The 23,141-nt window shown below is 55.9% G+C and carries 19 protein-coding genes; 8 read left to right on the top strand and 11 right to left on the bottom strand.

Annotation, left to right across the window (positions count from 1 at the left end; translation table 11 throughout):
- Positions 1 to 110: 110 nt before the first annotated feature.
- Both arcB and JO226_RS06325 read right to left on the bottom strand, forming a co-directional pair.
- Positions 111 to 2,438 (bottom strand): aerobic respiration two-component sensor histidine kinase ArcB, encoded by a 2,328-nt coding sequence (gene arcB, locus JO226_RS06330; RefSeq protein ID WP_293535639.1) that lies wholly within the window; start codon positions 2,436 to 2,438, stop codon positions 111 to 113.
- An 89-nt stretch (positions 2,439 to 2,527) separates the two neighbouring features.
- Positions 2,528 to 3,457, bottom strand: a complete 930-nt coding sequence (locus JO226_RS06325) for a TIGR01212 family radical SAM protein (RefSeq protein ID WP_293535638.1) — start codon at positions 3,455 to 3,457, stop codon at positions 2,528 to 2,530.
- Positions 3,458 to 4,129: 672 nt separating this feature from the next.
- Here JO226_RS06325 and gltB point away from each other — a divergent pair.
- Both gltB and JO226_RS06315 read left to right on the top strand, forming a co-directional pair.
- On the top strand, positions 4,130 to 8,590 hold the full coding sequence (gltB, locus tag JO226_RS06320; protein ID WP_293535637.1) for a glutamate synthase large subunit: 4,461 nt from the start codon (positions 4,130 to 4,132) through the stop codon (positions 8,588 to 8,590).
- A gap of 12 nt (positions 8,591 to 8,602) precedes the next feature.
- Positions 8,603 to 10,021: a glutamate synthase small subunit gene (locus JO226_RS06315; protein WP_293535636.1), complete on the top strand. Its 1,419-nt coding sequence runs from the start codon at positions 8,603 to 8,605 to the stop codon at positions 10,019 to 10,021.
- A gap of 114 nt (positions 10,022 to 10,135) precedes the next feature.
- Here JO226_RS06315 and sspB read toward each other — a convergent pair whose 3' ends face one another.
- From sspB to zapE, 5 genes are all read right to left on the bottom strand, one after another.
- The gene (gene sspB / locus JO226_RS06310) at positions 10,136 to 10,621 is read right to left on the bottom strand and encodes a ClpXP protease specificity-enhancing factor (RefSeq protein ID WP_293535635.1); all 486 of its coding nucleotides are present in this window, start codon (positions 10,619 to 10,621) and stop codon (positions 10,136 to 10,138) included.
- A 4-nt stretch (positions 10,622 to 10,625) separates the two neighbouring features.
- A complete protein-coding gene (gene sspA, locus JO226_RS06305; RefSeq protein WP_293535634.1) occupies positions 10,626 to 11,264 on the bottom strand; it encodes a stringent starvation protein SspA in 639 nt (212 codons plus the stop codon).
- A 313-nt stretch (positions 11,265 to 11,577) separates the two neighbouring features.
- Entirely contained in the window at positions 11,578 to 11,970 is a 393-nt protein-coding gene (gene rpsI, locus JO226_RS06300; RefSeq protein WP_000829818.1) for a 30S ribosomal protein S9, read from the bottom strand.
- A 15-nt stretch (positions 11,971 to 11,985) separates the two neighbouring features.
- Positions 11,986 to 12,414 carry a 50S ribosomal protein L13 gene (rplM, locus tag JO226_RS06295; RefSeq protein ID WP_013364512.1) on the bottom strand — a complete coding sequence of 143 codons (429 nt, stop codon included), beginning with the start codon at positions 12,412 to 12,414 and terminating at the stop codon, positions 11,986 to 11,988.
- A gap of 274 nt (positions 12,415 to 12,688) precedes the next feature.
- The gene (zapE, locus tag JO226_RS06290) at positions 12,689 to 13,816 is read right to left on the bottom strand and encodes a cell division protein ZapE (RefSeq protein WP_293534790.1); all 1,128 of its coding nucleotides are present in this window, start codon (positions 13,814 to 13,816) and stop codon (positions 12,689 to 12,691) included.
- A 189-nt stretch (positions 13,817 to 14,005) separates the two neighbouring features.
- Here zapE and zapG point away from each other — a divergent pair, with 189 nt between their 5' ends.
- The 3 genes from zapG to degS all read left to right on the top strand — a co-directional run bounded on the left by zapG (position 14,006) and on the right by degS (position 17,112).
- Positions 14,006 to 14,404 carry a Z-ring associated protein ZapG gene (zapG, locus tag JO226_RS06285; protein WP_293534787.1) on the top strand — a complete coding sequence of 133 codons (399 nt, stop codon included), beginning with the start codon at positions 14,006 to 14,008 and terminating at the stop codon, positions 14,402 to 14,404.
- A gap of 170 nt (positions 14,405 to 14,574) precedes the next feature.
- Complete coding sequence (degQ, locus tag JO226_RS06280; protein WP_293534784.1) at positions 14,575 to 15,951, top strand: serine endoprotease DegQ; 1,377 nt, start codon at positions 14,575 to 14,577, stop codon at positions 15,949 to 15,951.
- Positions 15,952 to 16,041: 90 nt separating this feature from the next.
- On the top strand, positions 16,042 to 17,112 hold the full coding sequence (gene degS / locus JO226_RS06275) for an outer membrane-stress sensor serine endopeptidase DegS (protein WP_293534782.1): 1,071 nt from the start codon (positions 16,042 to 16,044) through the stop codon (positions 17,110 to 17,112).
- Between the two features lie 55 nt (positions 17,113 to 17,167).
- Here the strand turns inward: degS and mdh are convergent, their stop codons facing one another.
- Complete coding sequence (gene mdh / locus JO226_RS06270) at positions 17,168 to 18,106, bottom strand: malate dehydrogenase (protein ID WP_293534779.1); 939 nt, start codon at positions 18,104 to 18,106, stop codon at positions 17,168 to 17,170.
- A 413-nt stretch (positions 18,107 to 18,519) separates the two neighbouring features.
- Here mdh and argR point away from each other — a divergent pair, with 413 nt between their 5' ends.
- The 3 genes from argR to yhcN-B all read left to right on the top strand — a co-directional run bounded on the left by argR (position 18,520) and on the right by yhcN-B (position 20,011).
- On the top strand, positions 18,520 to 18,990 hold the full coding sequence (gene argR / locus JO226_RS06265; RefSeq protein WP_293534777.1) for a transcriptional regulator ArgR: 471 nt from the start codon (positions 18,520 to 18,522) through the stop codon (positions 18,988 to 18,990).
- A gap of 379 nt (positions 18,991 to 19,369) precedes the next feature.
- Entirely contained in the window at positions 19,370 to 19,633 is a 264-nt protein-coding gene (gene yhcN, locus JO226_RS06260) for a peroxide/acid stress response protein YhcN (RefSeq protein ID WP_293534774.1), read from the top strand.
- 111 nt (positions 19,634 to 19,744) lie between these two features.
- On the top strand, positions 19,745 to 20,011 hold the full coding sequence (gene yhcN-B, locus JO226_RS06255; protein ID WP_293534771.1) for a DUF1471 family stress response protein YhcN-B: 267 nt from the start codon (positions 19,745 to 19,747) through the stop codon (positions 20,009 to 20,011).
- A gap of 49 nt (positions 20,012 to 20,060) precedes the next feature.
- On the opposite strand, the gene JO226_RS06250 is transcribed toward yhcN-B, so the two are convergent.
- From JO226_RS06250 to aaeA, 3 genes are all read right to left on the bottom strand, one after another.
- Positions 20,061 to 20,336, bottom strand: a complete 276-nt coding sequence (locus JO226_RS06250; RefSeq protein WP_293534768.1) for a hypothetical protein — start codon at positions 20,334 to 20,336, stop codon at positions 20,061 to 20,063.
- Positions 20,337 to 20,442: 106 nt separating this feature from the next.
- The gene (gene aaeB / locus JO226_RS06245) at positions 20,443 to 22,410 is read right to left on the bottom strand and encodes a p-hydroxybenzoic acid efflux pump subunit AaeB (RefSeq protein WP_293534765.1); all 1,968 of its coding nucleotides are present in this window, start codon (positions 22,408 to 22,410) and stop codon (positions 20,443 to 20,445) included.
- A gap of 5 nt (positions 22,411 to 22,415) precedes the next feature.
- On the bottom strand, positions 22,416 to 23,141 hold a 726-nt coding region (gene aaeA / locus JO226_RS06240), incomplete at its 5' end, for a p-hydroxybenzoic acid efflux pump subunit AaeA (RefSeq protein ID WP_293534762.1).

The following is a 23,141-nucleotide window of genomic DNA, read 5'->3' as shown; positions in this document are numbered from 1 at the left end:
TTTCAGGGTTGCGTCCTTGCCAAAAACCATTCTAACGATTCCGGCGCAGCCACAATTTCCCTGGTGTTGGCGCAGTATTCGCGCACCCCGGTCAATCCGGGGTCATTTTTTTATCGGTTGGCAACCCAGGCTTTCAGCGTCGCGACGTCCTGCGGCCATTCGGTTTTCATCTCTTCAACCCATTCACCAACATTATCCCACCAGGCAGGTAAATCAGGTGACTGAATCTGCTGGCCGAGCTGCTGAATATGACGCAGCCCCACGGAACCTGCCGCGCCTTTAATTTTGTGCCCTTCCTCAACAATGCCCTTTTGATCGCGCGCCGTCAGGTTCGACTCCAGCACGGACAGATAACCAGGCATCATTTTCTCGAATATCGCCAGACCGTCGGTAATCAGTTTCGGGCCAACCAGTTCGATATACTGCTCAAGCATCGCGATATCCAACACGCTTTGCGCTTTGCTACTGTCTTGCGTTGTCACATGGCTCTCCTCATCGTCACAGGTATCCCAGAATTTCTTAATCATTGCCGTCAACGCCGGTACGGCCAACGGCTTGCTCAGCACGTCATCCATTCCCGCATCGAGATACTCTTTTTTGTCCTTCAGGACGTTGGCGGTCAGCGCCACCAGCGGCGGCAGTTCGTCAGCGGCGTAACGTCTTTTCAGCTCACGCGAAATATCCAGCCCGGTCATATCCGGCAGCTGGATATCCAGCAGCACCAGGTCATATTCGGTCGGTGAGAACATCTCCAGCGCCGCTTTCCCGGTCATCGCCACGTCGACGCTGTTACCCAACTTCTCCAGCACCGAGCGGGCCACGATAACGTTCAGCTCAATATCCTCCACCAGCAGCACGTGCAGCGCCGGCAGCGGCATGTCGTCATCGTCCTGAGCATCAGCCCCTTCTTCAATCACCGCTGGCGCGTTGACCGTCAGCGTAAAGAGGGAGCCTTTCCCCGGAACGCTGTTCACGATAATGTCGCCGCCCATACTTTTCGCCAGCCGTTTTGATACCGCAAGACCAATGCCGGTCCCCGTCGCTGGTTTACCGCCATGGCTGTCTTTAACCTGATAGTACATGGCGAAAATCTTATCCTGCTCTTCCTGCGGAATACCGATCCCGGAATCTTCCACCTCAAAGCGCAGCATATCGCCCGCGTCATAGCGAACCCGCACCGTCACCTCACCCTGCTGGGTAAATTTGACGGCATTGCTGATAAGGTTCCAGAGGATCTGGCGCAGACGCGTGCCGTCGGTAATCACCTTATGCGGCAGCGGTAACGTCGGCTCCATCACGAAGCGCAGCCCCTTTTGCTGCGCCTGCAGCCCGGAGAGGTTTTCGAGATCCGCCATAAAGCCGGTAAAATCCACCGGCTGGTTATCGAGCTGCACCTTGCGCCGCTCCATCTTATCCATATCAATGATATCGTTGAAAATATTACCCAACGTCACCGCAGAGATGTGGATCGTTTTCAGGTATTTTTCCTGCTCAGTGGTCAGATCGGTGTCGAGCAGGATCCGGCTCAGACCGACAATACCGTTCAACGGCGTTCGCAGCTCGTGGCTGATGGTAGAGATAAACGTGGTCTTATCGCGGCTGGCGCGTTCCAGGGCGTCCTGATAGCGCTTACGTTCAGTGATATCGCGGCCAAACCCCATCAGCCCGTGACGCTTGCCGACACGGTCGTAATAAGGCACTTTGCGGATTTCGAAGCAGGCTTTGCGCCCGTCCGGGTAATCCAGCCACTGCTCGTAGGTCAGCGAAACGTTGTGGCGGAAGACCTTTTCATCCGTTTCAATCACCTTCTCCGCCGCCTCCGGGGAGTAGACATCCTGCGGATGCAGGTGAATCAGCTGTTTTTCGCTTTTGCCGGTCAACAGTTCCATCGCCCGGTTACAGCCGGAAAACTCTTTATCTTCGTTACGGTAAAACACCAGGTCTGGCGAGGCATCAAGAAACGAGCGCAGAAAAGAGGACTGTTGCTCAAGCTGGATCTGCGTCTCCTCACGCTCCTGCATTTCAACTTTGAGCTGCTCAAGCGTGCTCTGGCGTTCTGCTTCCGCCTTCTCGCGATCGCTGATTTCCTGATTAAGCTGAGCGATATTGTCTTTCAACTGCACGTTGAGCTTCAGGTCGCGCTCGCGCATCTCCTCAAGTTTTTCAACCAGCCGCGACAGGCGCTGGCGCGACTCTTCAAGTTGCTCAACCACCACCGACAAGAAATAGACCGCCCAGGGCGTAATCAGCAGGCCAAAAAAGATAGAGCGGATAACGTCAATGCTCTCTACCTGACCATGCAACACCATGGTCACCGCCATCTGTACGACAATGGCCAGCACCACCAGCGCCAGCGCCAGCAGCATTGAGAAGCGCACCAGGCCGAGCTTCATCATCAGGTCGACATAGTACTGCGCAAGCATTCGGATTTGCTTCATAGGGAATTCCTTCACCACAATATCGCTCAATAATACCCAATTCTGAGCAACGCGTTGAAGGTTGTGCGAAAAATGCGGTAAAGGTCGGATCAGGCGCCCGGAAGGATCCAACTGCGCCCAAGCGCGGATCCCTGCGCGCCGCAGGCGTTCAGATAGCGATCCAGCTCAACCATCCCGGTCCAGCGGTTTTCACACCACAGCGGCGCCAGCAGCGTCGGGCGACGAGCGCTGGCGGAAATTCGGTGATACACCACCTCAGGAGGGGTATGACGAATCATCTCTCCGGCGGTGCGCGTGTAGTCCTCCAGCGAAATACCGTCGAGCCGGCCCGCCTGCCAGGCCTTCGCCATGATGCTGCCGGTCACGATATGCAGCGGATGCAGCTTAATGCCGTCAACGCCCGTCGCCACCACCTGTTCCAGGGTTTGCAGGCATGCCTGTTCTCCCTCGCCCGGCAGGCCGACGATAAGGTGCGTACACACCTTCAGCCCTCGCTCGCGGGCAAGCCGCGTGGTTTTCTGATAGCAGACGAAATCATGTCCGCGATTGATACGGCGCAGCGTTTTGTCCTGTGCCGACTGTAACCCCAACTCCAGCCACACTTCATACCCCTGATCGCTGTACCCGGTGAGCAAATCAAGCACCGCTTCCGGCACGCAGTCGGGCCGTGTACCGACGCACAGCCCGACGATACTGGCCTGGCTTACCGCCTGCTGGTACATGTCGCGCAGCACCTGTACCTCGGCAAAGGTGCTGGTGTACGCCTGAAAATAGGCGAGATAGCGCTTAGCGCGGTTCACCAGGGCTGCCTGATGCGAAAGCTGTTCGGCAATCGAGCGATGCTGCTGCGCCTCATCGGCAAACGAGGCGACATTACAGAATGTGCAGCCGCCGCGGCCCAGCGTACCGTCGCGGTTGGGGCAGCTAAAACCGCCGTGCAGCGTCAGCTTATGAACCTTTTCGCCATAGCGACGCGTAAGATCCCCACCAAACATATTGACTAATTTCTGTAACTGCATAATCTGATAGACCGGCCTGAAGCAAAGGGGCCAAGCCTGCCATTTTTAGTCTCTTTCGGCGATGACCTGGATCAAGCGCCGCGGAGGCCTTTAATCTATTGCATAAAAAGTCAAAATAAACACAGTTTCATGCAAATTCTCACTGATAATTTTTCCTTATGTCTTCCCTCATTTTTTCGTTTCTCCGCACCATAGTGAAAAACAGTGTCATCACGCGTATTACCTCACACGGATAGATGAAAGTTCTGCGTTAAATCGGCACATCAGCACAGATAAGTGATAATAGCGGCATGAGATAGTGAGACAGATCACACTCACCCGTCGATTATTAGAGGTTCATCACACTGTAAAAAAGCTTAAAATTCATTATATTTCAGCAAATTACCACTCCATAGCACATATCCGCATAAATCAGATTGCCATTTGACCTGTGCCCAGATTCCCGATAAGTTGGAAATCCGCTGGAAGCTTTCTGGATGAGCGCTCTGCTCATCATATTTATGCAGTAATTGAGATTCCCTCTTAACAGCAAGTCCTCAAACTTGTGTACCGATGCGAAAAGGATTTAAAGAGGGCGAATGCGAGGTGTAAACCCCGTCGCCATGCTCTTTCTGTGCCCGTGCGCAATCGGTACCGGAGGGTGTCCCGTAGAGCCTGGGGAGGTTCACTGATATGTTGTACGATAAATCCCTTGAGAGGGATAACTGTGGTTTCGGCCTGATCGCCCACATAGAAGGCGAACCTAGCCACAAGGTAGTGCGTACCGCGATACACGCACTGGCCCGCATGCAGCACCGCGGCGCGATCCTCGCTGATGGTAAAACCGGCGACGGTTGCGGCCTGCTGCTGCAAAAACCGGATCGCTTCTTCCGCCTGGTGGCCGAAGAGCGCGGCTGGCGTTTAGCCAAAAACTACGCCGTCGGGATGATTTTCCTGAATAAAGATCCTGAGCAGGCGGGCGCGGCCCGCCGCATTGTTGAAGAAGAACTTCAGCGTGAAACCCTGTCGATTGTTGGCTGGCGCGACGTGCCGACCAACGAAGGGGTTCTCGGTGAAATCGCCCTCTCCTCGCTGCCTCGTATTGAACAGATTTTTGTCAACGCCCCTGCCGGGTGGCGTCCGCGCGATATGGAACGCCGCCTGTTCATCGCCCGTCGCCGTATCGAAAAGCGTTTGCTGGACGATAAAGACTTCTACGTCTGCAGCCTGTCGAACCTGATTAATATATACAAAGGTCTGTGTATGCCGGCGGATTTGCCGCGCTTCTACCTGGATCTTGCGGACCTGCGTCTGGAGTCGGCCATCTGTCTGTTCCACCAGCGCTTTTCCACCAACACCGTGCCGCGCTGGCCGCTGGCGCAACCGTTCCGCTATCTGGCGCATAACGGCGAAATTAATACCATCACCGGTAACCGCCAGTGGGCACGCGCGCGCACCTATAAATTCAAGACGCCGCTTATCCCGGATCTGCACGATGCGGCGCCGTTCGTCAACGAAACCGGCTCCGACTCCAGCTCCATGGATAACATGCTTGAGCTGCTGCTGGCTGGCGGGATGGACATCGTGCGCGCCATGCGCCTGCTGGTTCCGCCAGCCTGGCAGAACAACCCGGATATGGACCCGGATCTGCGCGCCTTCTTCGACTTTAACTCCATGCACATGGAGCCGTGGGACGGCCCGGCCGGTATCGTCATGTCGGATGGGCGCTACGCCGCCTGTAACCTCGACCGTAACGGCCTGCGCCCGGCGCGCTACGTTATCACCAAAGACAAGCTCATCACCTGCGCCTCTGAAGTCGGCATCTGGGACTACCAGCCTGACGAAGTGGTCGAGAAAGGCCGCGTCGGCCCTGGCGAGCTGATGGTTATCGACACCCGGGTCGGCCGCATTCTGCACTCTGCGGAAACCGACCATGACCTGAAAATCCGCCACCCGTACAAAGAGTGGATGGAAAAGAACGTCCGCCGCCTGGTGCCGTTTGAGGAGCTGCCGGACGAAGACGTGGGCAGCCGTCAACTGGACGACGACACGCTCGCCAGCTACCAGAAACAGTTTAACTACAGCGCAGAAGAACTCGACTCGGTTATCCGCGTACTGGGCGAGAACGGCCAGGAGGCGGTCGGCTCAATGGGCGACGATACCCCCTTCGCCGTGCTTTCCAGCCAGCCGCGCATCATTTACGACTATTTCCGCCAGCAGTTCGCGCAGGTCACCAACCCGCCGATCGACCCGCTGCGCGAAGCGCACGTGATGTCGCTTGCCACCAGCATCGGCCGTGAGATGAACGTCTTCTGCGAAGCGGAAGGCCAGGCCCATCGTCTGAGCTTCAAATCGCCGATCCTGCTGTTCTCCGATTTCAAACAGTTGACCACCATGCAGGAGGAGCACTATCGCGCCGACACGCTCGATATCACCTTCGACGTGACCGAAGCAAGCCTTGAAGCAACGGTGAAAGCGCTGTGCGACAAAGCGGAGCAGATGGTGCGTAACGGTACCGTTCTGCTGGTATTGTCCGACCGTAATATTGCGAAAAATCGTCTGCCAGTACCGGCGCCGATGGCCGTGGGCGCTATCCAGACCCGTCTGGTCGATAAGAGCCTGCGCTGCGACGCCAACATTATCGTGGAAACTGCAAGCGCCCGCGATCCGCACCACTTCGCCGTGCTGCTGGGCTTCGGCGCGACCGCGATTTATCCGTACCTCGCCTATGAAACTCTGGCGAAGCTGGTCGACAACAAAGCGATTGAAAAAGATTACCGCCATGTGATGCTCAACTACCGCAACGGCATCAATAAAGGCCTGTACAAAATCATGTCCAAAATGGGCATCTCGACCATCGCCTCCTACCGCTGTTCGAAGCTGTTCGAAGCCGTCGGTCTGCATGACGATGTCGCCAACCTTTGCTTCCAGGGCGTGGTCAGCCGCATCGGCGGCGCCGGTTTTGATGACTTCCAGCAGGATCTGCGGAACCTGTCCCGGCGGGCCTGGCTGGCACGTAAGCCGCTGTCTCAGGGCGGCCTGCTGAAATACGTTCACGGCGGCGAATACCACGCCTACAACCCGGACGTGGTGCGCACGCTGCAGCAGGCGGTACAGAGCGGCGAGTACAGCGACTACCAACAGTATGCCGCGCTGGTGAACGAGCGTCCGGCCGCGACCCTGCGCGACCTGCTGGCGCTGAACCCAGGCGATGAAGCCGTGAGCATCAACGATGTTGAACCGGCAAAAGCGCTGTTTAAACGCTTTGATACCGCCGCCATGTCCATCGGGGCGTTGAGCCCGGAAGCGCATGAATCGCTGGCGGAAGCGATGAACAGCATAGGCGGATTCTCTAACTCCGGCGAGGGCGGCGAAGACCCGGCGCGTTACGGCACCAACAAAGTATCCCGTATCAAGCAGGTGGCCTCCGGCCGCTTTGGCGTGACGCCAGCGTATCTGGTGAATGCCGACGTGATTCAGATTAAAGTCGCTCAGGGCGCGAAGCCAGGCGAAGGCGGCCAGTTGCCAGGGGATAAAGTCACCCCGTACATCGCCAGACTGCGTTACTCGGTACCGGGCGTAACGCTGATTTCCCCGCCGCCGCATCACGATATTTACTCTATCGAGGACCTGGCGCAGCTGATTTTCGACCTCAAGCAGGTGAACCCGAAGGCGATGATCTCTGTGAAGCTGGTCTCCGAACCGGGCGTGGGCACCATCGCCACCGGCGTGGCGAAAGCCTATGCGGACCTCATCACCATTGCCGGTTACGACGGCGGTACCGGCGCGAGCCCGCTCTCCTCGGTGAAATACGCGGGCTGCCCGTGGGAGCTGGGGCTTGTGGAAACCCAACAGGCGCTGGTTGCTAACGGCCTGCGTCACAAGATTCGCCTGCAGGTCGACGGCGGCCTGAAAACCGGCCTCGATATCATCAAAGCGGCCATTCTCGGCGCGGAAAGCTTCGGCTTCGGCACCGGCCCGATGGTGGCGCTGGGCTGTAAATATCTGCGTATCTGTCACCTGAACAACTGCGCCACCGGCGTCGCGACTCAGGACGATAAACTGCGCAAAAACCACTACCACGGCCTGCCGTTCAAGGTAACCAACTACTTTGAATTTATCGCCCGTGAAGTGCGTGAGCTGATGGCGCAACTGGGCGTAAAACGTCTGGTGGACCTTATCGGCCGCACCGATCTGCTCAAAGAGCTGGAGGGTTTCACCGCTAAGCAGCAGAAGCTGAACCTGGCGAAGCTGCTGGAAACCGCAGAGCCTCATCCGGGTAAAGCGCTGTACTGCACCGAAAACAACCCGCCGTTCGACAACGGCGTGCTGAACGCGCAGCTGCTGCAGCAGGCAAAACCGTTCGTCGACGACAAGCAGAGCAAAACGTTCTGGTTCGACATTCGCAACACCGACCGCTCCGTGGGCGCATCGTTGTCCGGCTATATTGCCCAGACGCACGGCGATCAGGGGCTGGCGGGAGACCCGATTATCGCGCACTTTAGCGGTACTGCAGGCCAAAGCTTCGGCGTCTGGAATGCGGGCGGCGTTGAGCTGCACCTGACCGGCGACGCCAACGACTACGTCGGCAAAGGCATGGCGGGCGGCCTGATCGCTCTTCGTCCACCCGTAGGTTCTGCCTTCCCCAGTCATAAAGCGAGCATTATCGGTAACACCTGCCTGTACGGCGCGACTGGCGGTCGCCTGTATGCCGCGGGCCGCGCGGGCGAGCGTTTCGGCGTACGTAACTCCGGCGCAATAACCGTGGTGGAAGGCATCGGTGATAACGGCTGTGAATACATGACCGGCGGTATTGTCTGCATCCTCGGAAAAACCGGCGTCAACTTCGGCGCGGGGATGACCGGCGGCTTCGCCTATGTCCTCGACGAAGACGGCGATTTCCGTAAACGCGTGAACCCGGAGCTGGTGGAAGTGCTGGACGTTGAAACGCTGGCAATCCACGAAGAGCACCTGCGGGGCTTGATTACCGAGCACGTGCAGCTTACCGGCTCCCAGCGCGGTGAAGAGATCCTGGCTCATTGGCCGGCGTTCTGTGCGAAGTTCGCGCTGGTTAAACCGAAGTCCAGCGATGTGAAAGCGCTGTTGGGTCACCGTAGTCGTAGCGCAGCAGAGCTGCGCGTGCAGGCGCAGTAAGGGGTTGTCGTCATGAGTCAAAACGTATACCAATTTATCGACTTACAGCGTGTTGATCCGCCAAAGAAAGCGCTGAAGATTCGTAAAATCGAATTTGTAGAAATCTACGAGCCGTTTTCAGAAGGTCAGGCCAAAGCGCAGGCGGACCGCTGCCTGTCCTGCGGCAACCCATACTGCGAATGGAAATGCCCGGTGCATAACTACATCCCGAACTGGCTGAAGCTGGCCAACGAGGGGCGTATTTTCGAAGCCGCCGAGCTGTCGCACCAGACCAACACCCTGCCGGAAGTCTGCGGGCGCGTCTGCCCGCAGGACCGCCTGTGTGAAGGTTCCTGTACCCTGAACGACGAGTTCGGCGCGGTCACCATCGGCAACATCGAGCGCTACATCAACGATAAGGCGTTCGAAATGGGCTGGCGTCCGGATATGACCGGCGTGAAGCAAACCGACAAACGCGTGGCCATTATTGGCGCAGGCCCGGCGGGTCTCGCCTGCGCCGACGTGCTGACCCGTAACGGCGTCAAAGCGGTGGTGTTCGATCGTCATCCGGAAATCGGCGGCCTGCTGACTTTCGGTATTCCGGCCTTCAAGCTGGAAAAAGAGGTGATGACCCGCCGTCGTGAAATCTTCACCGGGATGGGGATTGAGTTCAAACTCAATACTGAGGTGGGTCGCGACGTACAGCTGGATGACCTGCTGAAAGAGTACGACGCGGTGTTCCTCGGCGTCGGCACCTACCAGTCCATGCGCGGCGGACTGGAGAATGAGGAAGCGGAAGGCGTCTTTGGCGCGCTGCCGTTCCTGATAGCCAACACCAAACAGATCATGGGCTATGGCGAAACGGCGGTAGAACCGTACGTCAGCATGGCAGGCAAACGCGTCGTCGTGCTTGGCGGCGGTGATACCGCGATGGACTGCGTACGTACCTCCGTGCGTCAGGGCGCCACGCATGTCACTTGTGCGTATCGCCGTGACGAAGAGAACATGCCGGGTTCAAAACGCGAAGTGAAGAATGCGCGCGAAGAAGGCGTCGAATTCCAGTTTAACGTCCAGCCGCTGGGCGTAGAAATCAACGCCAATGGTCGGGTGTGCGGCGTGAAGATGGCGCGTACCGAGATGGGCGCGCCGGACGCCAAAGGCCGCCGTCGTGCGGAGATCGTCGCCGGTTCTGAACATGTGGTGCCGGCGGATGCGGTGGTGATGGCGTTTGGTTTCCGCCCGCACAGCATGGAATGGCTGGCAAAGCACAGCGTCGAACTGGATTCTCAGGGCCGCATTATCGCCCCTGAAGACAGTGAAAACGCGTTCCAGACCAGCAACCCGAAAATCTTTGCCGGTGGCGATATTGTACGGGGTTCTGACCTGGTAGTGACGGCGATTGCCGAAGGCCGTAAGGCGGCTGACGGGATACTGAACTGGCTGGAAGTGTAAAACACAACGCCCGGCAACCTTACGCTGCCGGGCGTTTTCTTATGAGCTCAACGTGCTGTGGCGCCATAAGGCTTGATACCAAAAAAAACAGGCCCGAGCGGGCCTGTTGGACGGTTACTTCACAACGCGCAGTGCCGGACGGCCCCCGCGCGGCGGCGGCGTATCATCCGGATCGTGATCATCAGGCTTATCGCCATCAATCAGCGACATGACCGTATCGCCTTCGGAAGAAGCGCCTGCGTCATCGTTGAGGCTCTCGACCTCTTCATCATACGCGGCTTCCGGCTCGAACATGGTGCCCGCGCCGTTTTCACGCGCATAGACAGCCAGTACGGCCGCCAACGGCACTGAGACCTGGCGAGGAACGCCGCCAAAGCGCGCATTAAAGCGCACTTCATCGTTAGAGAGCTCAAGATTACCGACCGCGCGCGGCGCGATATTCAGCACAATTTGCCCGTCACGCGCATATTCCATCGGAACATGAACCCCTGGCAGCGTAACATCCACGACCAGATGCGGCGTCAGCTCGTTATCCAGCAGCCATTCATAGAAGGCTCGCAGCAGATAAGGGCGGCGTGGCGTCAGTTGTGATACATCCATTCAGTTAGCCCCGGCCAAGACGCATTTCACGTTCGGCTTCAGTTAAAGAGGCGAGGAAAGAGTCGCGTTCGAAAACGCGCGTCATATAACCTTTCATCTCTTTCGAGCCCGTGCCGCTCAGTTCAACACCCAGTACCGGCAAACGCCACAACAGCGGCGCCAGGTAGCAATCGACCAGGCTGAACTCATCGCTCAGGAAGTAGGGTTTCTGCGTGAACACCGGCGCAATCGCCAGCAGTTCTTCACGCAGTTGCTTACGCGCTGCATCAGCCTGAGCGGCGGTGCCGGTCTGGATGGTGTTCATCAGCGTGTACCAGTCTTTCTCAATACGATGCATATACAGACGGCTTTCACCGCGGGCAACCGGGTAAACCGGCATCAGCGGCGGGTGCGGGAAACGCTCATCAAGGTATTCCATGATGATGCGGGACTCCCACAGCGTAAGCTCGCGGTCCACCAGTGTCGGTACGCTTTGATTCGGGTTGAGGTCGATCAGATCCTGTGGTGGATTATCCTGCTCCACATGCTCAATCTCAAAGCTGACACCTTTCTCGGCCAGCACAATGCGGACCTGATGGCTATAGATGTCAGTAGGACCAGAAAACAGCGTCATTACCGAACGTTTGTTGGCAGCGACAGCCATGAAAACCTCCAGGTATATTCAGAATTTTTGTACTGCTACCAGCCACCACGTGGCCAGCCAGATGTTAAGCCCGGATAGCAATGAACGGCATTTTTGTTCATGAACCAAACAAAAAATGAGCAATCACCAGCATTTGGGCAGAAAATTGGATGATAGTTTACCAGATTTTATGACCTTTGTGGTGAGGGTATTCTGGAAATGCTGAAAAAGTGGCGAAAACAGGAAGTTTGATTGTGGATAAGGGCGGTTTTATCCATAAAAAAACCCGCCGAAGCGGGTTTTTTCGCCAAATGTTCTGCCGAAGCAGAAACAATTAACGCTTGGAGAACTGCGGACGACGACGTGCTTTACGCAGACCGACTTTCTTACGTTCAACCTGACGAGCGTCACGAGTAACGAAGCCAGCTTTACGCAGTTCAGAACGCAGAGACTCGTCGTACTCCATCAGAGCGCGGGTGATACCGTGACGGATCGCACCAGCCTGACCAGAGATACCACCACCTTTAACGGTGATGTACAGATCCAGTTTCTCAACCATGTCGACCAGTTCCAGCGGCTGGCGAACTACCATGCGGGCAGTTTCGCGACCGAAGTACTGTTCCAGAGAACGCTGGTTGATAACGATTTTGCCGTTGCCCGGTTTGATGAACACACGAGCTGCGGAACTTTTGCGGCGACCAGTGCCGTAGTATTGATTTTCAGCCATTGCCTATAATCCCGATTAGATGTCAAGAACTTGCGGTTGCTGTGCCGCGTGGTTGTGCTCGTTACCCGCGTAAACTTTCAGTTTACGGTACATAGCACGACCCAGCGGGCCTTTTGGCAGCATGCCTTTAACCGCGATTTCAATCACACGCTCAGGACGGCGAGCAATCATCTCTTCAAAGGTCGCTTCTTTGATACCACCGATGTGGCCGGTGTGGTGGTAGTACATTTTGTCTTCGCGCTTGTTGCCGGTTACAGCAACTTTTTCTGCGTTCAGAACGATGATGTAGTCACCGGTATCAACGTGCGGAGTGTATTCCGCTTTGTGCTTACCGCGCAGGCGACGAGCCAGTTCAGTAGCCAGACGGCCCAGAGTTTTACCGGTCGCGTCAACAACATACCAGTCGCGCTGTACGGTTTCTGGTTTAGCTGTAAAAGTTTTCATTAAAAGCTTACCCAAATAATTAGTTACACGTTGGTGAACACCCAAACGTTTAGTCAGTTGAGGTTCACACGACAGAGTCCGGCAAACCTACCCCTTCGAATAGCCTATGCCGACACATAGAAAGTTTCGGGAAAAAAACCTTCTCGTAACGTGGGGTCGCAAGATTATAGAGAAGTCGCGGTCAAAGATCGACCCCTAAATGTGATTTACAGCGGGTTTTATGCGCACCTGGCCCTCTTCGGCTGAGGAAAAGGTCAGGTGCCAGGGAAAACACTCAGGGCATATGCGCAAGCTTGAGATACTCCTCACTCTGCATCTCCTGCAGACGCGACAGGCAGCGCTGGAACTCAAACTTCAGCCGTTCCCCCTGATAGATCTCATATAAAGGCGCCGCCGCGCTGACCACCAGTTTTACATGGCGCTCATAAAACTCATCCACCAGCGCGATAAACCGGCGCGCTTCGTTCTCCGAGTGCGGGGTCATCACCGGCACATCGAACAGCATCACGGTATGAAACAGTCGCGACAGCGCAATGTAGTCATGCTGGCTGCGGGCGTCGACGCACAGCGTGCTAAACGAGACGGCGAGCGTCTGGTTCTCGGCCCCCATTGTCTGCAACGGCCGATGGTTTATTTCAAGCAACGGCGCGTTTTCTCGCGGCGCGCCAGCCAGCGCCAGCCACAGCGCATCCATTTGCTGCTGTGTAGACGCAGCAAGCGGCGACAGCCACAAATGGGCCTGGGTCAGAGTGCGCAGGCGGTAGTCTATACCCGCGTCGACGTTCATGACGTCGCAGTGCGCTTTGATCGCCTCGATAGCGGGCAGGAAACGCGCGCGCTGTAGCCCATTGCGGTAGAGCTCGTCCGGCGGAATATTGGACGTTGCCACCAGCGTGATGCCGCGGGCGAACAGGGCTTTCATCAGCCCGCCGAGCAGCATCGCGTCGGTAATATCGGAGACAAAGAACTCATCGAAGCACAGCACGTCCGTTTCGGCCTTAAAGCGGTCGGCAAGGATTTCAAGCGGATCGGTATGCCCCTGCAGCGCCGTTAACTCTTCATGCACCCGCAGCATAAAGCGGTGGAAGTGCAGCCGCTGTTTACGGCCCTCCGGCAGGCTATGGTAGAAAAGATCCATCAGCCAGGTTTTCCCCCGTCCAACGCCTCCCCACATATAAAGCCCACGCACCGACGTTACGGCGACAGGTTCTCGTTTGCCCAGCAGCTTGCTGAACGTCGCGCGCAATCCGCCGCTACTCACCGCCGCCGGGTGCGAACGAGACGTCAGTTCCTGGTAGATGGTATCGAGCCTGGCAACCGTCTCTCGCTGGACGTCATCGGGCTGGTGGCTGCCCGTACTCAGGGCTTCCAGATATCGCGATGTGGGGGTAATGCTTTGCATAAGCTGTTGTTATTCCCTGAAAAGCAACGTGCCGTAGTTCACGGTTGTCGAAAAAAAGGCCGTTCTACACTACGCGATGTGCGCCCGGGATTCCACTTCTAAGGGAATAGCGGTTATAGTGGCACTATCGGGCGCAGGCGAAGAGCCTCAGAGCCACCCTACGGAACCACAAAACAACGGGAGAAGTTCATGACCTGGGAATATGCGCTAATTGGGTTAGTCGTCGGTATCATCATTGGCGCCGTCGCGATGCGTTTTGGCAACCGCAAATTACGTCAACAGCAGGCACTGCAGTACGAACTGGAAAAAAACAAAGCAGAGCTGGATGAGTATCGTGAAGAACTGGTCAGCCACTTTGCCCGCAGCGCAGAGCTGCTCGACACGATGGCTCACGATTACCGTCAGCTGTATCAACACATGGCGAAAAGCTCCAGCAGCCTGCTGCCGGAAATGAGCGCCGAGTCCAACCCGTTCCGCAACCGTCTGGCCGAATCCGAAGCGGGTAACGATCAGGCGCCAGTGCAGATGCCGCGCGACTACTCTGAAGGCGCATCTGGCCTGTTGCGCAACGGTGCAAAACGCGATTAACGCCTTATTACAGTTATTTTTCACGGGCGCAGCCGCTGCGCCCGCCCTTCCCGACTCATCCCAGCTATTATTTAATCACCAGCCTCATTGTTAGCCGTTTGAAAATTCAATAACATCGGATTGTTTAGGCGGTCTTTTCCTCACACCTCAGGTTATGAGAGCCAGCATCGATGAAGAAGAAAACATTACTATTGAGTGCATTAGCGTTAAGTGTTGGATTATCTCTCGGTGCCGCTGCGCCGGTTGCCGCCTCTCTGCCGACGCAGGTCCCGGGTCAGGGCCAGTTGCCAAGCCTTGCGCCGATGCTGGAAAAAGTTCTCCCGGCTGTCGTAAGCGTACAGGTTGAAGGGACTGCAACGCTCGCCCAACGCGGACAAATACCGGAAGAGCTGAAAAAGTATTTTGGCGATGAGGGGCCGGACAACCAGCAGGCGCAGCCTTTTGAAGGTCTGGGATCGGGCGTCATCATCGATGCGAAAAAGGGCTATGTGCTGACCAATAACCACGTGATAAGCCAGGCGCAGAAAATCAGCGTTCAGCTCAACGACGGCCGTGAATTCGACGCCAAACTGGTCGGCAGCGACGATCAGAGCGATATCGCGCTGATTCAGATTCAGAACCCCAGCAACCTCACGCAGATAACCATCGCCGATTCCGATAAGCTGCGCGTCGGCGATTTCGCCGTGGCCGTCGGCAACCCGTTCGGCCTTGGGCAAACCGCCACCTCGGGCATCATCTCTGCGCTAGGACGCAGCGGCCTGAACCTTGAGGGCCTGGAAAACTTCATTCAGACCGATGCCTCCATCAACCGGGGTAACTCCGGCGGCGCATTGCTGAACCTTAACGGCGAGCTCATCGGTATCAACACCGCGATTCTGGCGCCCGGCGGCGGCAGCATCGGTATCGGCTTTGCTATCCCGAGCAATATGGCCAAAACGCTCGCCGAGCAGTTGATTCAGTACGGCGAAATCAAACGCGGCCTGCTGGGCATCAAAGGCATGGAGATGACCGCGGACATCGCCAAAGCCTTTAATATCAACGTTCAGCGCGGCGCTTTTGTCAGCGAAGTACTGCCAGGTTCCGGTTCAGCGAAAGCAGGCATCAAATCCGGAGACGTCATCGTCAGTCTCAACGATAAACCACTGAGCAGCTTTGCCGAGCTGCGCTCGCGAATCGCGACCACGGCGCCGGGCACCAAAGTGAAACTTGGCCTGCTGCGCGATGGAAAACCGCTGGACGTTGAGGTCACCCTGGATAAGAGCACGTCGTCTACCGCCAGCGCCGAGCTGATATCACCCTCGCTGCAAGGAGCGTCGCTCAGCGACGGTCAGTTGAAGGACGGAACCAAAGGCGTCGTGATTAGCGATGTCGACAAAGCCAGCCCTGCCGCTCAGGTCGGCCTGCAAAAGGATGATGTGATCATTGGCATCAACCGCCAGCGAATTCAGTCAATTGCCGAAATGCGTAAGCTTCTGGAGGCAAAACCGTCGATTATTGCGCTGAACGTCATGCGCGGTAATCAGAGCCTCTACCTGATCCTGCGCTAACGGCTGCACGCTTACGGACATCGCCTGCGTGTGATGTCCGGTTAAGTCGTGGTATGCTGCGCCAGTTTCCTTACCAGCGATAACTGCATCATGTTTGTAAAGCTCTTACGTTCGGTCACAATCGGTTTGATTGTCGGCGGCCTGTTGTTAGCCGTCATGCCCTCTTTACGCCAGTTTAACGCGCTATCGTCCGTTCCTTATGACAGCGCCGACGAATCGCCGGCGGGCTATAACCCGGCAGTAAAACGCGCGGCGCCTGCGGTGGTGAACGTCTATAACCGCGGTGTGAACTCCAGCAGCAATAACCGGCTGGAGATCCGCACGCTTGGCTCCGGCGTCATCATGGATGAACGCGGCTATATCATCACCAACAAACATGTCATCAACGATGCTGACCAAATCATTGTGGCGTTGCAGGATGGCCGCGTATTTGAAGCGCTGCTCGTTGGCTCAGACAGCCTGACGGATCTTGCGGTGCTGAAAATCAATGCCGCTGGCGGTCTTCCCGTTATCCCCATTAACCCGAAACGCATCCCGCACATTGGGGATGTGGTGCTGGCCATCGGCAACCCCTATAACCTCGGACAAACCGTTACCCAGGGGATTATCAGCGCCACCGGGCGTATTGGGTTAAACCCGTCGGGCCGACAAAACTTCCTGCAAACCGATGCCTCGATTAACCACGGCAACTCCGGCGGCGCGTTGATTAACTCGCTGGGGGAACTGATGGGCATCAACACGCTGTCGTTTGATAAGAGTAATGACGGCGAAACGCCGGAAGGGATTGGTTTTGCCATTCCCTTCCAGTTGGCGACCAAAATTATGGATAAGCTCATTCGCGATGGGCGGGTGATCCGCGGCTATATCGGCATCGGCGGCCGCGAAATTACGCCAATGCATGCGCCGCAGGGCGGTGGGCTCGATCAGATTCAGGGGATTGTGGTTAATGAAGTCTCCCCTGGCGGCCCGGCCGCGCTGGCAGGCATCCAGGTTAACGACGTGATTATCAGCGTCAACGGCAAACCTGCCATCTCAGCGCTGGAAACCATGGACCAGGTTGCCGAGATCCGCCCGGGCTCCGATATCCCGGTCGTGGTGATGCGTGACGACAAGCAGATAACCCTGAAAGTCACCGTGCAGGAATACCCGGCAACCAACTGATCGTCATAAAAAAACCGGAGCATGCAGCTCCGGTTTTTTTCAGGACGCGTTTCGCTTATTTGTTCACGAACTCTTCGCCCAGGGTAATATCTTTCTTCAGCGTGTCCAGCATGCCTTCCAGCGCCTGCTGTTCAAACGCGCTCAGGGCGCCAATCGCACGACGCTCTTCGATACCGTTTTTGCCCAGCAGCAGCGGCTGAGAGAAGAAACGCGCATACTGGCCGTCACCTTCTACATAGGCGCATTCAACCACGCCTTTCTCGCCCTGCATCGCACGCACCAGAGACAGACCGAAACGTGCTGCCGCCTGGCCCATAGACAACGTCGCCGAACCGCCACCCGCCTTCGCTTCAACCACTTCGGTACCCGCATTCTGGATACGTTTGGTCAGGTCAGCGACTTCCTTCTCGGAGAAGGTTACGCCTGGGATCTGCGACAGCAGCGGCAGAATGGTCACGCCGGAGTGTCCGCCAATAACCGGCACTTCAACGTCCGTCGGCTGTTTGCCTTTCAGTTCGCCCACAAAAGTGTTCGAACGAATAATATCCAGCGTGGTGACGCCGAACAGTTTGTTCTTATCGTAAACACCCGCTTTTTTCAGCACTTCGGCGGCGATCGCTACCGTGGTGTTAACCGGGTTAGTGATAATGCCGATGCAGGCTTTCGGGCAGGTTTTCGCAATCTGCTGCACGAGGTTTTTCACGATACCGGCGTTCACGTTAAACAGATCGGAACGATCCATCCCAGGCTTACGCGCGACGCCTGCGGAGATCAGCACCACGTCAGCGCCTTCCAGCGCCGGTGTTGCATCTTCACCGGAGAAGCCTTTGATTTTTACTGCGGTCGGGATATGGCTGAGGTCAACTGCCACACCAGGGGTCACTGGTGCGATATCGTACAGAGAGAGTTCTGAGCCGGAAGGCAGTTGGGTCTTAAGTAGTAGGGCAAGTGCCTGGCCAATACCGCCAGCTGCACCGAGGACTGCGACTTTCATCCTAAACTCCTTATTATGGTTAGTTTCATCTACCGTAACTCCGTTGCGGCAACCTTAATTCACGAGGTTAATAATGACAATAAACTTAGTTGAAGAATGCGGAGTTTCCCGCAGCAATGTATGTCATCGCACTTTCTGCAACCTGTGACAGGTATCCCTGACAACGCAATCGGTCGACTGCTGGTTACAATACACCCAGCAACTGCGGCAAAACAACATCATTTTTATAACAATTGATTTACTTTTTCCCTAATTCACGTCCCGTGACGAAAGCATGTTTCTCGATAATAAATTTTGATAAAATCTGCGGCTTTCATAACATTATTTCAGCCATTATTACGGCAGATAGTTTGCATAAAAATTCATCCATATGCATAATAATGTTGTTTTTACGGCCATTACACGGGTGACTTATGCGAAGCTCGGCTAAGCAAGAAGAATTAATCAAGGCGTTCAAATCGCTGCTTAAAGAAGAAAAATTCAGTTCTCAGGGAGAGATAGTCCAGGCGCTGCAGGAGGAGGGCTTCGAGAATATCAATCAGTCCAAGGTCTCCCGCATGCTAACGAAGTTTGGCGCCGTGCGTACCCGCAACGCCAAAATGGAGATGGTCTATTGCCTTCCGGCAGAACTTGGCGTTCCAACAACCTCCAGCCCGCTGAAAAACCTGGTGCTGGATATCGACTATAACGATGCCGTCGTCGTCATCCATACCAGCCCAGGCGCTGCGCAGCTTATCGCCCGTCTGCTGGATTCACTGGGTAAAGCCGAAGGTATCCTCGGCAGCATTGCTGGCGACGACACGATTTTCACGACGCCTGCCCGGGGTTTTACCGTCAAAGATCTCTACGAAGCCATTCTGGTGCTGTTCGAACAAGAGCTCTAATCTCCCTCACTCTCCGGCTCAGGCCGGAGAGTTTTCTCGTTGCAAATACCAACGCCATCGCTACATTCCCCTGCCGCATATTTAACATTTAGTGCGTTTCACTGCTTAAGATCATTCACACAGTGAATATCCCCCGACAAAATCGCACGAAATATCAAAGCCATATATCAATATGATTTAATTATAAATTTTCGTAAAAAGGCGCTCATAAATAACATTTTTAATGCCTTTGCGTTATAAACATGACGTTTTTTGACGTTTAATTACACAGGAAACAATTAGCAGGGTATTAATATTCACAGTGATGTGTGTATACTTGATTTTGTGATGAGGGTCACGAAACAAAGACCCTGATTAAAAATTCGACGAGGTGAATATTATGAAAATCAAAACCACAGTTGCCGCTCTGAGCATCCTTTCTGTTCTCTCTTTCGGCGCTCTCGCAGCTGATTCCATCAATGCAGATCAGGCGGTAAACCGCCAGTCCCTCGGCACCGTATCCGTGGGCGCAGTTGGGTCTTCACCGATGGATATGCACGACATGCTGAACCAAAAAGCGCAGGAACAAGGCGCTTCTTCTTATCGCGTGATTGAAGCGCGTACCGGCGACCAATGGCACGCGACGGCTGAGCTGTACAAATAAGTTTTTCCGATAGTCGGACACAAACATTGAATTTCCCATTGCGGCACCAGGCATAAAAAACGTTGTTCACACCTTCTTGCCGCACTGAACACCCTTTCAGGAGTAAAGATCATGAAAAGCGCAATTATCATCGCATCACTGGGCCTGGCTTCCGTTCTTTCTTTTAGCGCAGGCGCCGCAGTACATCAGGTTACCGCCGAACAGGCACAAAACCTGCAATCTATGGGTACAATCTCTGTCTCCCAGGTCGGCAGCGCGCCGATGGATATGCGTCAGGAACTGGCGGCGAAAGCCCAGAAAGAAGGCGCCAGCAGCTACCGTATTATTGAAGCGCGTTCCGGCGATGTATGGCACGCGACAGCAGAGCTGTACAAATAAACCCTCGTCGTCTGAGCCGACGACTTGCCCCCGCCTGTCGGGGGCTTTTTTACAGGTGGCGCACGTTAAAACGCAGCGCCCCTTCCAGCTCTTCTTCCGCCTCATCAAACAGTAAAATCAACGCACCGTAGCGCCGACGCTGCTTTTCCGCCAGATGGATAAACTCTATCTCCAGCGGCAACGGAAGCTCGCTGCTGGTGACCGCTTTCCAGAGTGAATCAAGATCGCTGACATTATCGCGCCGTAAGGCGAACACCTGCGAAAACTCGCGATAAAAATCCCCCTGACTGCCTATCTTATTAAAATCAAACGTGTAGATTTTCATAGTCCGCGCCCCCTGTCCCCGGCGGGCGACCACGGCCGCCCCGGCCTCTACTAACGAGTAAGTATAGCGATAAAAAAACCGACGCTTTTGGCGTCGGTTCTCGCTATTAACTTTCCGTCAGAGCATGCTGGTATTTATGCAGCATCCCCACCAGGCGTCTCACAGGCTCGGTTACCTGCGGCAGCGCCTCCCATATCCGCAGTTTCTCCTGGTAGACATCCAGCTCTTCCAGCAGGCGGCTAAAGTAATGACGACGCCGGTCATCACTGCTGGCGGAGATCAGCTTGTCCGCCGTCCGGCGCATCTGGCGATGAAACGATGAGAGGTCATCATTCACTGGCACTGGCGCGTCATGCAGGCGCTGATGAGCGATAATCAGCGTCAGCGCAAGGCGGAACTTCGCCAGATCGCCGGGGAATTTATTCAGCAGTAAAAACAGCTGCTGATACAGCGCCGGCAGGTGGTTTTCCTTCCGGCGCGTCGTATTGGTCGTCAGCGACGAGACCGCCGCCGAAACAAACTGGTTTAGCAGCACGCGTCCGGTACGCGCCTGCGAGTTGTCTCGCACCAGCAGAATAACCATCAGGGCCACAAAGCATCCCACCAGTTGGCCCAGCGCGCTGTCGAGAAACTGGCTGAAATGAAAGGTCATGGGATTATCGAGCACGATAATATTGATGGTGCTGGCCAGCGCGCCCAACGAGCCCAGCCGCCGCTTCTGTACCTCAATACCGATAAAGAACGCTAACACCGCCAGGCTCAGGCAGAGCAGCAGCATGCTTTGCTGTGTGGAAGGGATAACCACCAGGAAGAAAAAAGCGCCAATCGGCAGCGCGGCGAGCGTGCCGTATAAAAAGTCGATAGCCACCATTCGCGGGTTGGGCAGACGCATCGCCAGCGATGTCACGACAGCGATCATCACCATCGCGCCGCTGCCGGATGTCCAGCCAGTCCACAACCAGAACAAGGTGCCGAGCATGCAGGAGATCGTGGTACGCCAGAAGTTAATCATCGCGTGGTGACGCTCTGCGGACTCCGCCTTCACCACCACTTCACCCTGCAGAATCTCCTCTTCACGGGCGCTAATTTTTGCATTACCGACCACACCACGTTTGAGCAGTTGATAGCGCGTCGCGGCCCCGACCCAACTGTACAGCGTCACCGGCGTATCGTGCTCGCCCGTCCAGCTCAGGATACGGCGCATGCGTTTGAGCTTTTTATGCACCTCCTGCGCCGTTGTCGCCGGTTCGTTAAACATCTCGCGCCAGGCGTCGGTAATCAACTCCGGGCGCGTATTCTGGATAAGGTAGGTTTCACACGCCTGAGTAATGAGCGTCAGCGACAGCGTATTCAGCGCCTTAAGACGGCGGTTAGCTTTCGTCCAGCGGGAGGACTCCATATTCAGGTTGCTGCGCATACCGTCCAGCGCCTGCGTGCGACGCACCAGCGCGCTCCAGGCGTTATCCACTTCAATACTGTCGCCATGGCGGATGCAAAGCTGCATCAGGGCGTACTGATCCACCAGCAGGGCATCCAGCTCGCGGTCGATCTCCTGCTTGATGGATCGGGGGGAAAAGAGCAGATCGGCGACGATCGCGCAGACAATACCAATCACGATTTCGCTGCAGCGCTCAACGGCAAACTGCGGCGTGAGCAGCGGCGCGCTCTGGATGGTAATAATAATGATCAGCGCTGTGTAGCCCGACAGTCCCCAGGCGTAGGAGTTTTCCACCCGCACCAGCGAAGAGATCCAGGTACAGAAACCGGCCCACAGGCAGCACACCAGGATCATCAGCAACGGCGCGCGGATCATCACGATGATGATAATCAGCGCTGCAATACAGCCGATAAAGGTACCGCAAATACGCAGCATTCCACGATAGCGGATCGCGCCGGAATAGGGTTCGCCACCTGCGGCGAACGCCGGACCCGCCGCCACAAGCGCCGCAGTCAGTACCGCCCAGCGCGGTGTTTCCAGCTCAAAGTGGAAGCCGACGAAGAGCGCCAGCACAATGGCGCAGGCAAGCTTAACCGCAAAGCGCAGGTGCTGGGGGGCAATAGTGAAGATCCCCATCGTGATTAACCAAACTCACGCAGGCGCATGCCGAGCTTCTGGAAGAAAGACATCTGGCGCGTATCACGGTCTTTTTCGCCAGTAATAATCACCGTTGCGGTAGTCCCGGCAGGCCAGAGATTGCTCTGCTGCGCATCAAGACGAATACGCACTGGCACGCGCTGGGCAAGGCGCACCCATTCAAGGTTAGAGTCAACAGTCGCCATCCCTTTCGTGTCCCGGCTACTGCTGGCATTCGTCACCCCTGCCGCAATGCTATCGACCGTACCTTTCATAATCTGCGAGCTGCCAAGCGGGGTGATCTCCGCACGGTAGCCAGGACGCACCCCTTCCAGTTTGGTTTCTTCCATGTAGGCCATCACATAGAACGAGTTTTGTTTCACCAACGCCACCGCCGTTGAGCCACGGGTGATAAATTCCCCGGTGTACACGTTCAGGTTAGTCACCCACCCATCTGCTGGAGCGCGAATAACGGTACGCTCCAGATCAAGACGAGCCAGATCCCGCGTCGCCTGCGCTTTAGCCAGCTGATGCTCGACGGTTTGCAGCATATTGTTCGCCTGGTCAATCTCTTCACGAGACATGGCCTGCACACCCAGTTGGTTACGACGCACAGCCTCACGGCTTTTCTCCGATGCCTGCACCTGGTAATAGGCAACATCTGCCTCCGCTTGTGCGAGCGCCTTCTGGTAGCGTGGCTGGTCTATGGTAAACAGCACCTGATTTTTACG

Origin of the sequence: Pluralibacter sp. (assembly GCF_019237635.1) — a bacterium.
Classification (GTDB): Bacteria; Pseudomonadota; Gammaproteobacteria; order Enterobacterales; family Enterobacteriaceae; genus Enterobacter_B.
The sequence above is the reverse complement of the archived record's forward strand: the minus strand, read 5'-3'. Positions and strand labels throughout refer to the sequence as shown.

Coding starts and splice junctions, on each gene's coding strand:
- zapE (WP_293534790.1), bottom strand. CDS start 13,816: ATGCAAAGCATTACCCCCACATCGCGATATCTGGAAGCCCTGAGTACG.
- arcB (WP_293535639.1), bottom strand. CDS start 2,438: ATGAAGCAAATCCGAATGCTTGCGCAGTACTATGTCGACCTGATGATG.
- JO226_RS06315 (WP_293535636.1), top strand. CDS start 8,603: ATGAGTCAAAACGTATACCAATTTATCGACTTACAGCGTGTTGATCCG.
- gltB (WP_293535637.1), top strand. CDS start 4,130: ATGTTGTACGATAAATCCCTTGAGAGGGATAACTGTGGTTTCGGCCTG.
- JO226_RS06325 (WP_293535638.1), bottom strand. CDS start 3,457: ATGCAGTTACAGAAATTAGTCAATATGTTTGGTGGGGATCTTACGCGT.
- JO226_RS06250 (WP_293534768.1), bottom strand. CDS start 20,336: ATGAAAATCTACACGTTTGATTTTAATAAGATAGGCAGTCAGGGGGAT.
- rplM (WP_013364512.1), bottom strand. CDS start 12,414: ATGAAAACTTTTACAGCTAAACCAGAAACCGTACAGCGCGACTGGTAT.
- degS (WP_293534782.1), top strand. CDS start 16,042: ATGTTTGTAAAGCTCTTACGTTCGGTCACAATCGGTTTGATTGTCGGC.
- zapG (WP_293534787.1), top strand. CDS start 14,006: ATGACCTGGGAATATGCGCTAATTGGGTTAGTCGTCGGTATCATCATT.
- sspA (WP_293535634.1), bottom strand. CDS start 11,264: ATGGCTGTCGCTGCCAACAAACGTTCGGTAATGACGCTGTTTTCTGGT.
- sspB (WP_293535635.1), bottom strand. CDS start 10,621: ATGGATGTATCACAACTGACGCCACGCCGCCCTTATCTGCTGCGAGCC.
- argR (WP_293534777.1), top strand. CDS start 18,520: ATGCGAAGCTCGGCTAAGCAAGAAGAATTAATCAAGGCGTTCAAATCG.
- yhcN-B (WP_293534771.1), top strand. CDS start 19,745: ATGAAAAGCGCAATTATCATCGCATCACTGGGCCTGGCTTCCGTTCTT.
- mdh (WP_293534779.1), bottom strand. CDS start 18,106: ATGAAAGTCGCAGTCCTCGGTGCAGCTGGCGGTATTGGCCAGGCACTT.
- degQ (WP_293534784.1), top strand. CDS start 14,575: ATGAAGAAGAAAACATTACTATTGAGTGCATTAGCGTTAAGTGTTGGA.
- rpsI (WP_000829818.1), bottom strand. CDS start 11,970: ATGGCTGAAAATCAATACTACGGCACTGGTCGCCGCAAAAGTTCCGCA.
- yhcN (WP_293534774.1), top strand. CDS start 19,370: ATGAAAATCAAAACCACAGTTGCCGCTCTGAGCATCCTTTCTGTTCTC.
- aaeB (WP_293534765.1), bottom strand. CDS start 22,410: ATGGGGATCTTCACTATTGCCCCCCAGCACCTGCGCTTTGCGGTTAAG.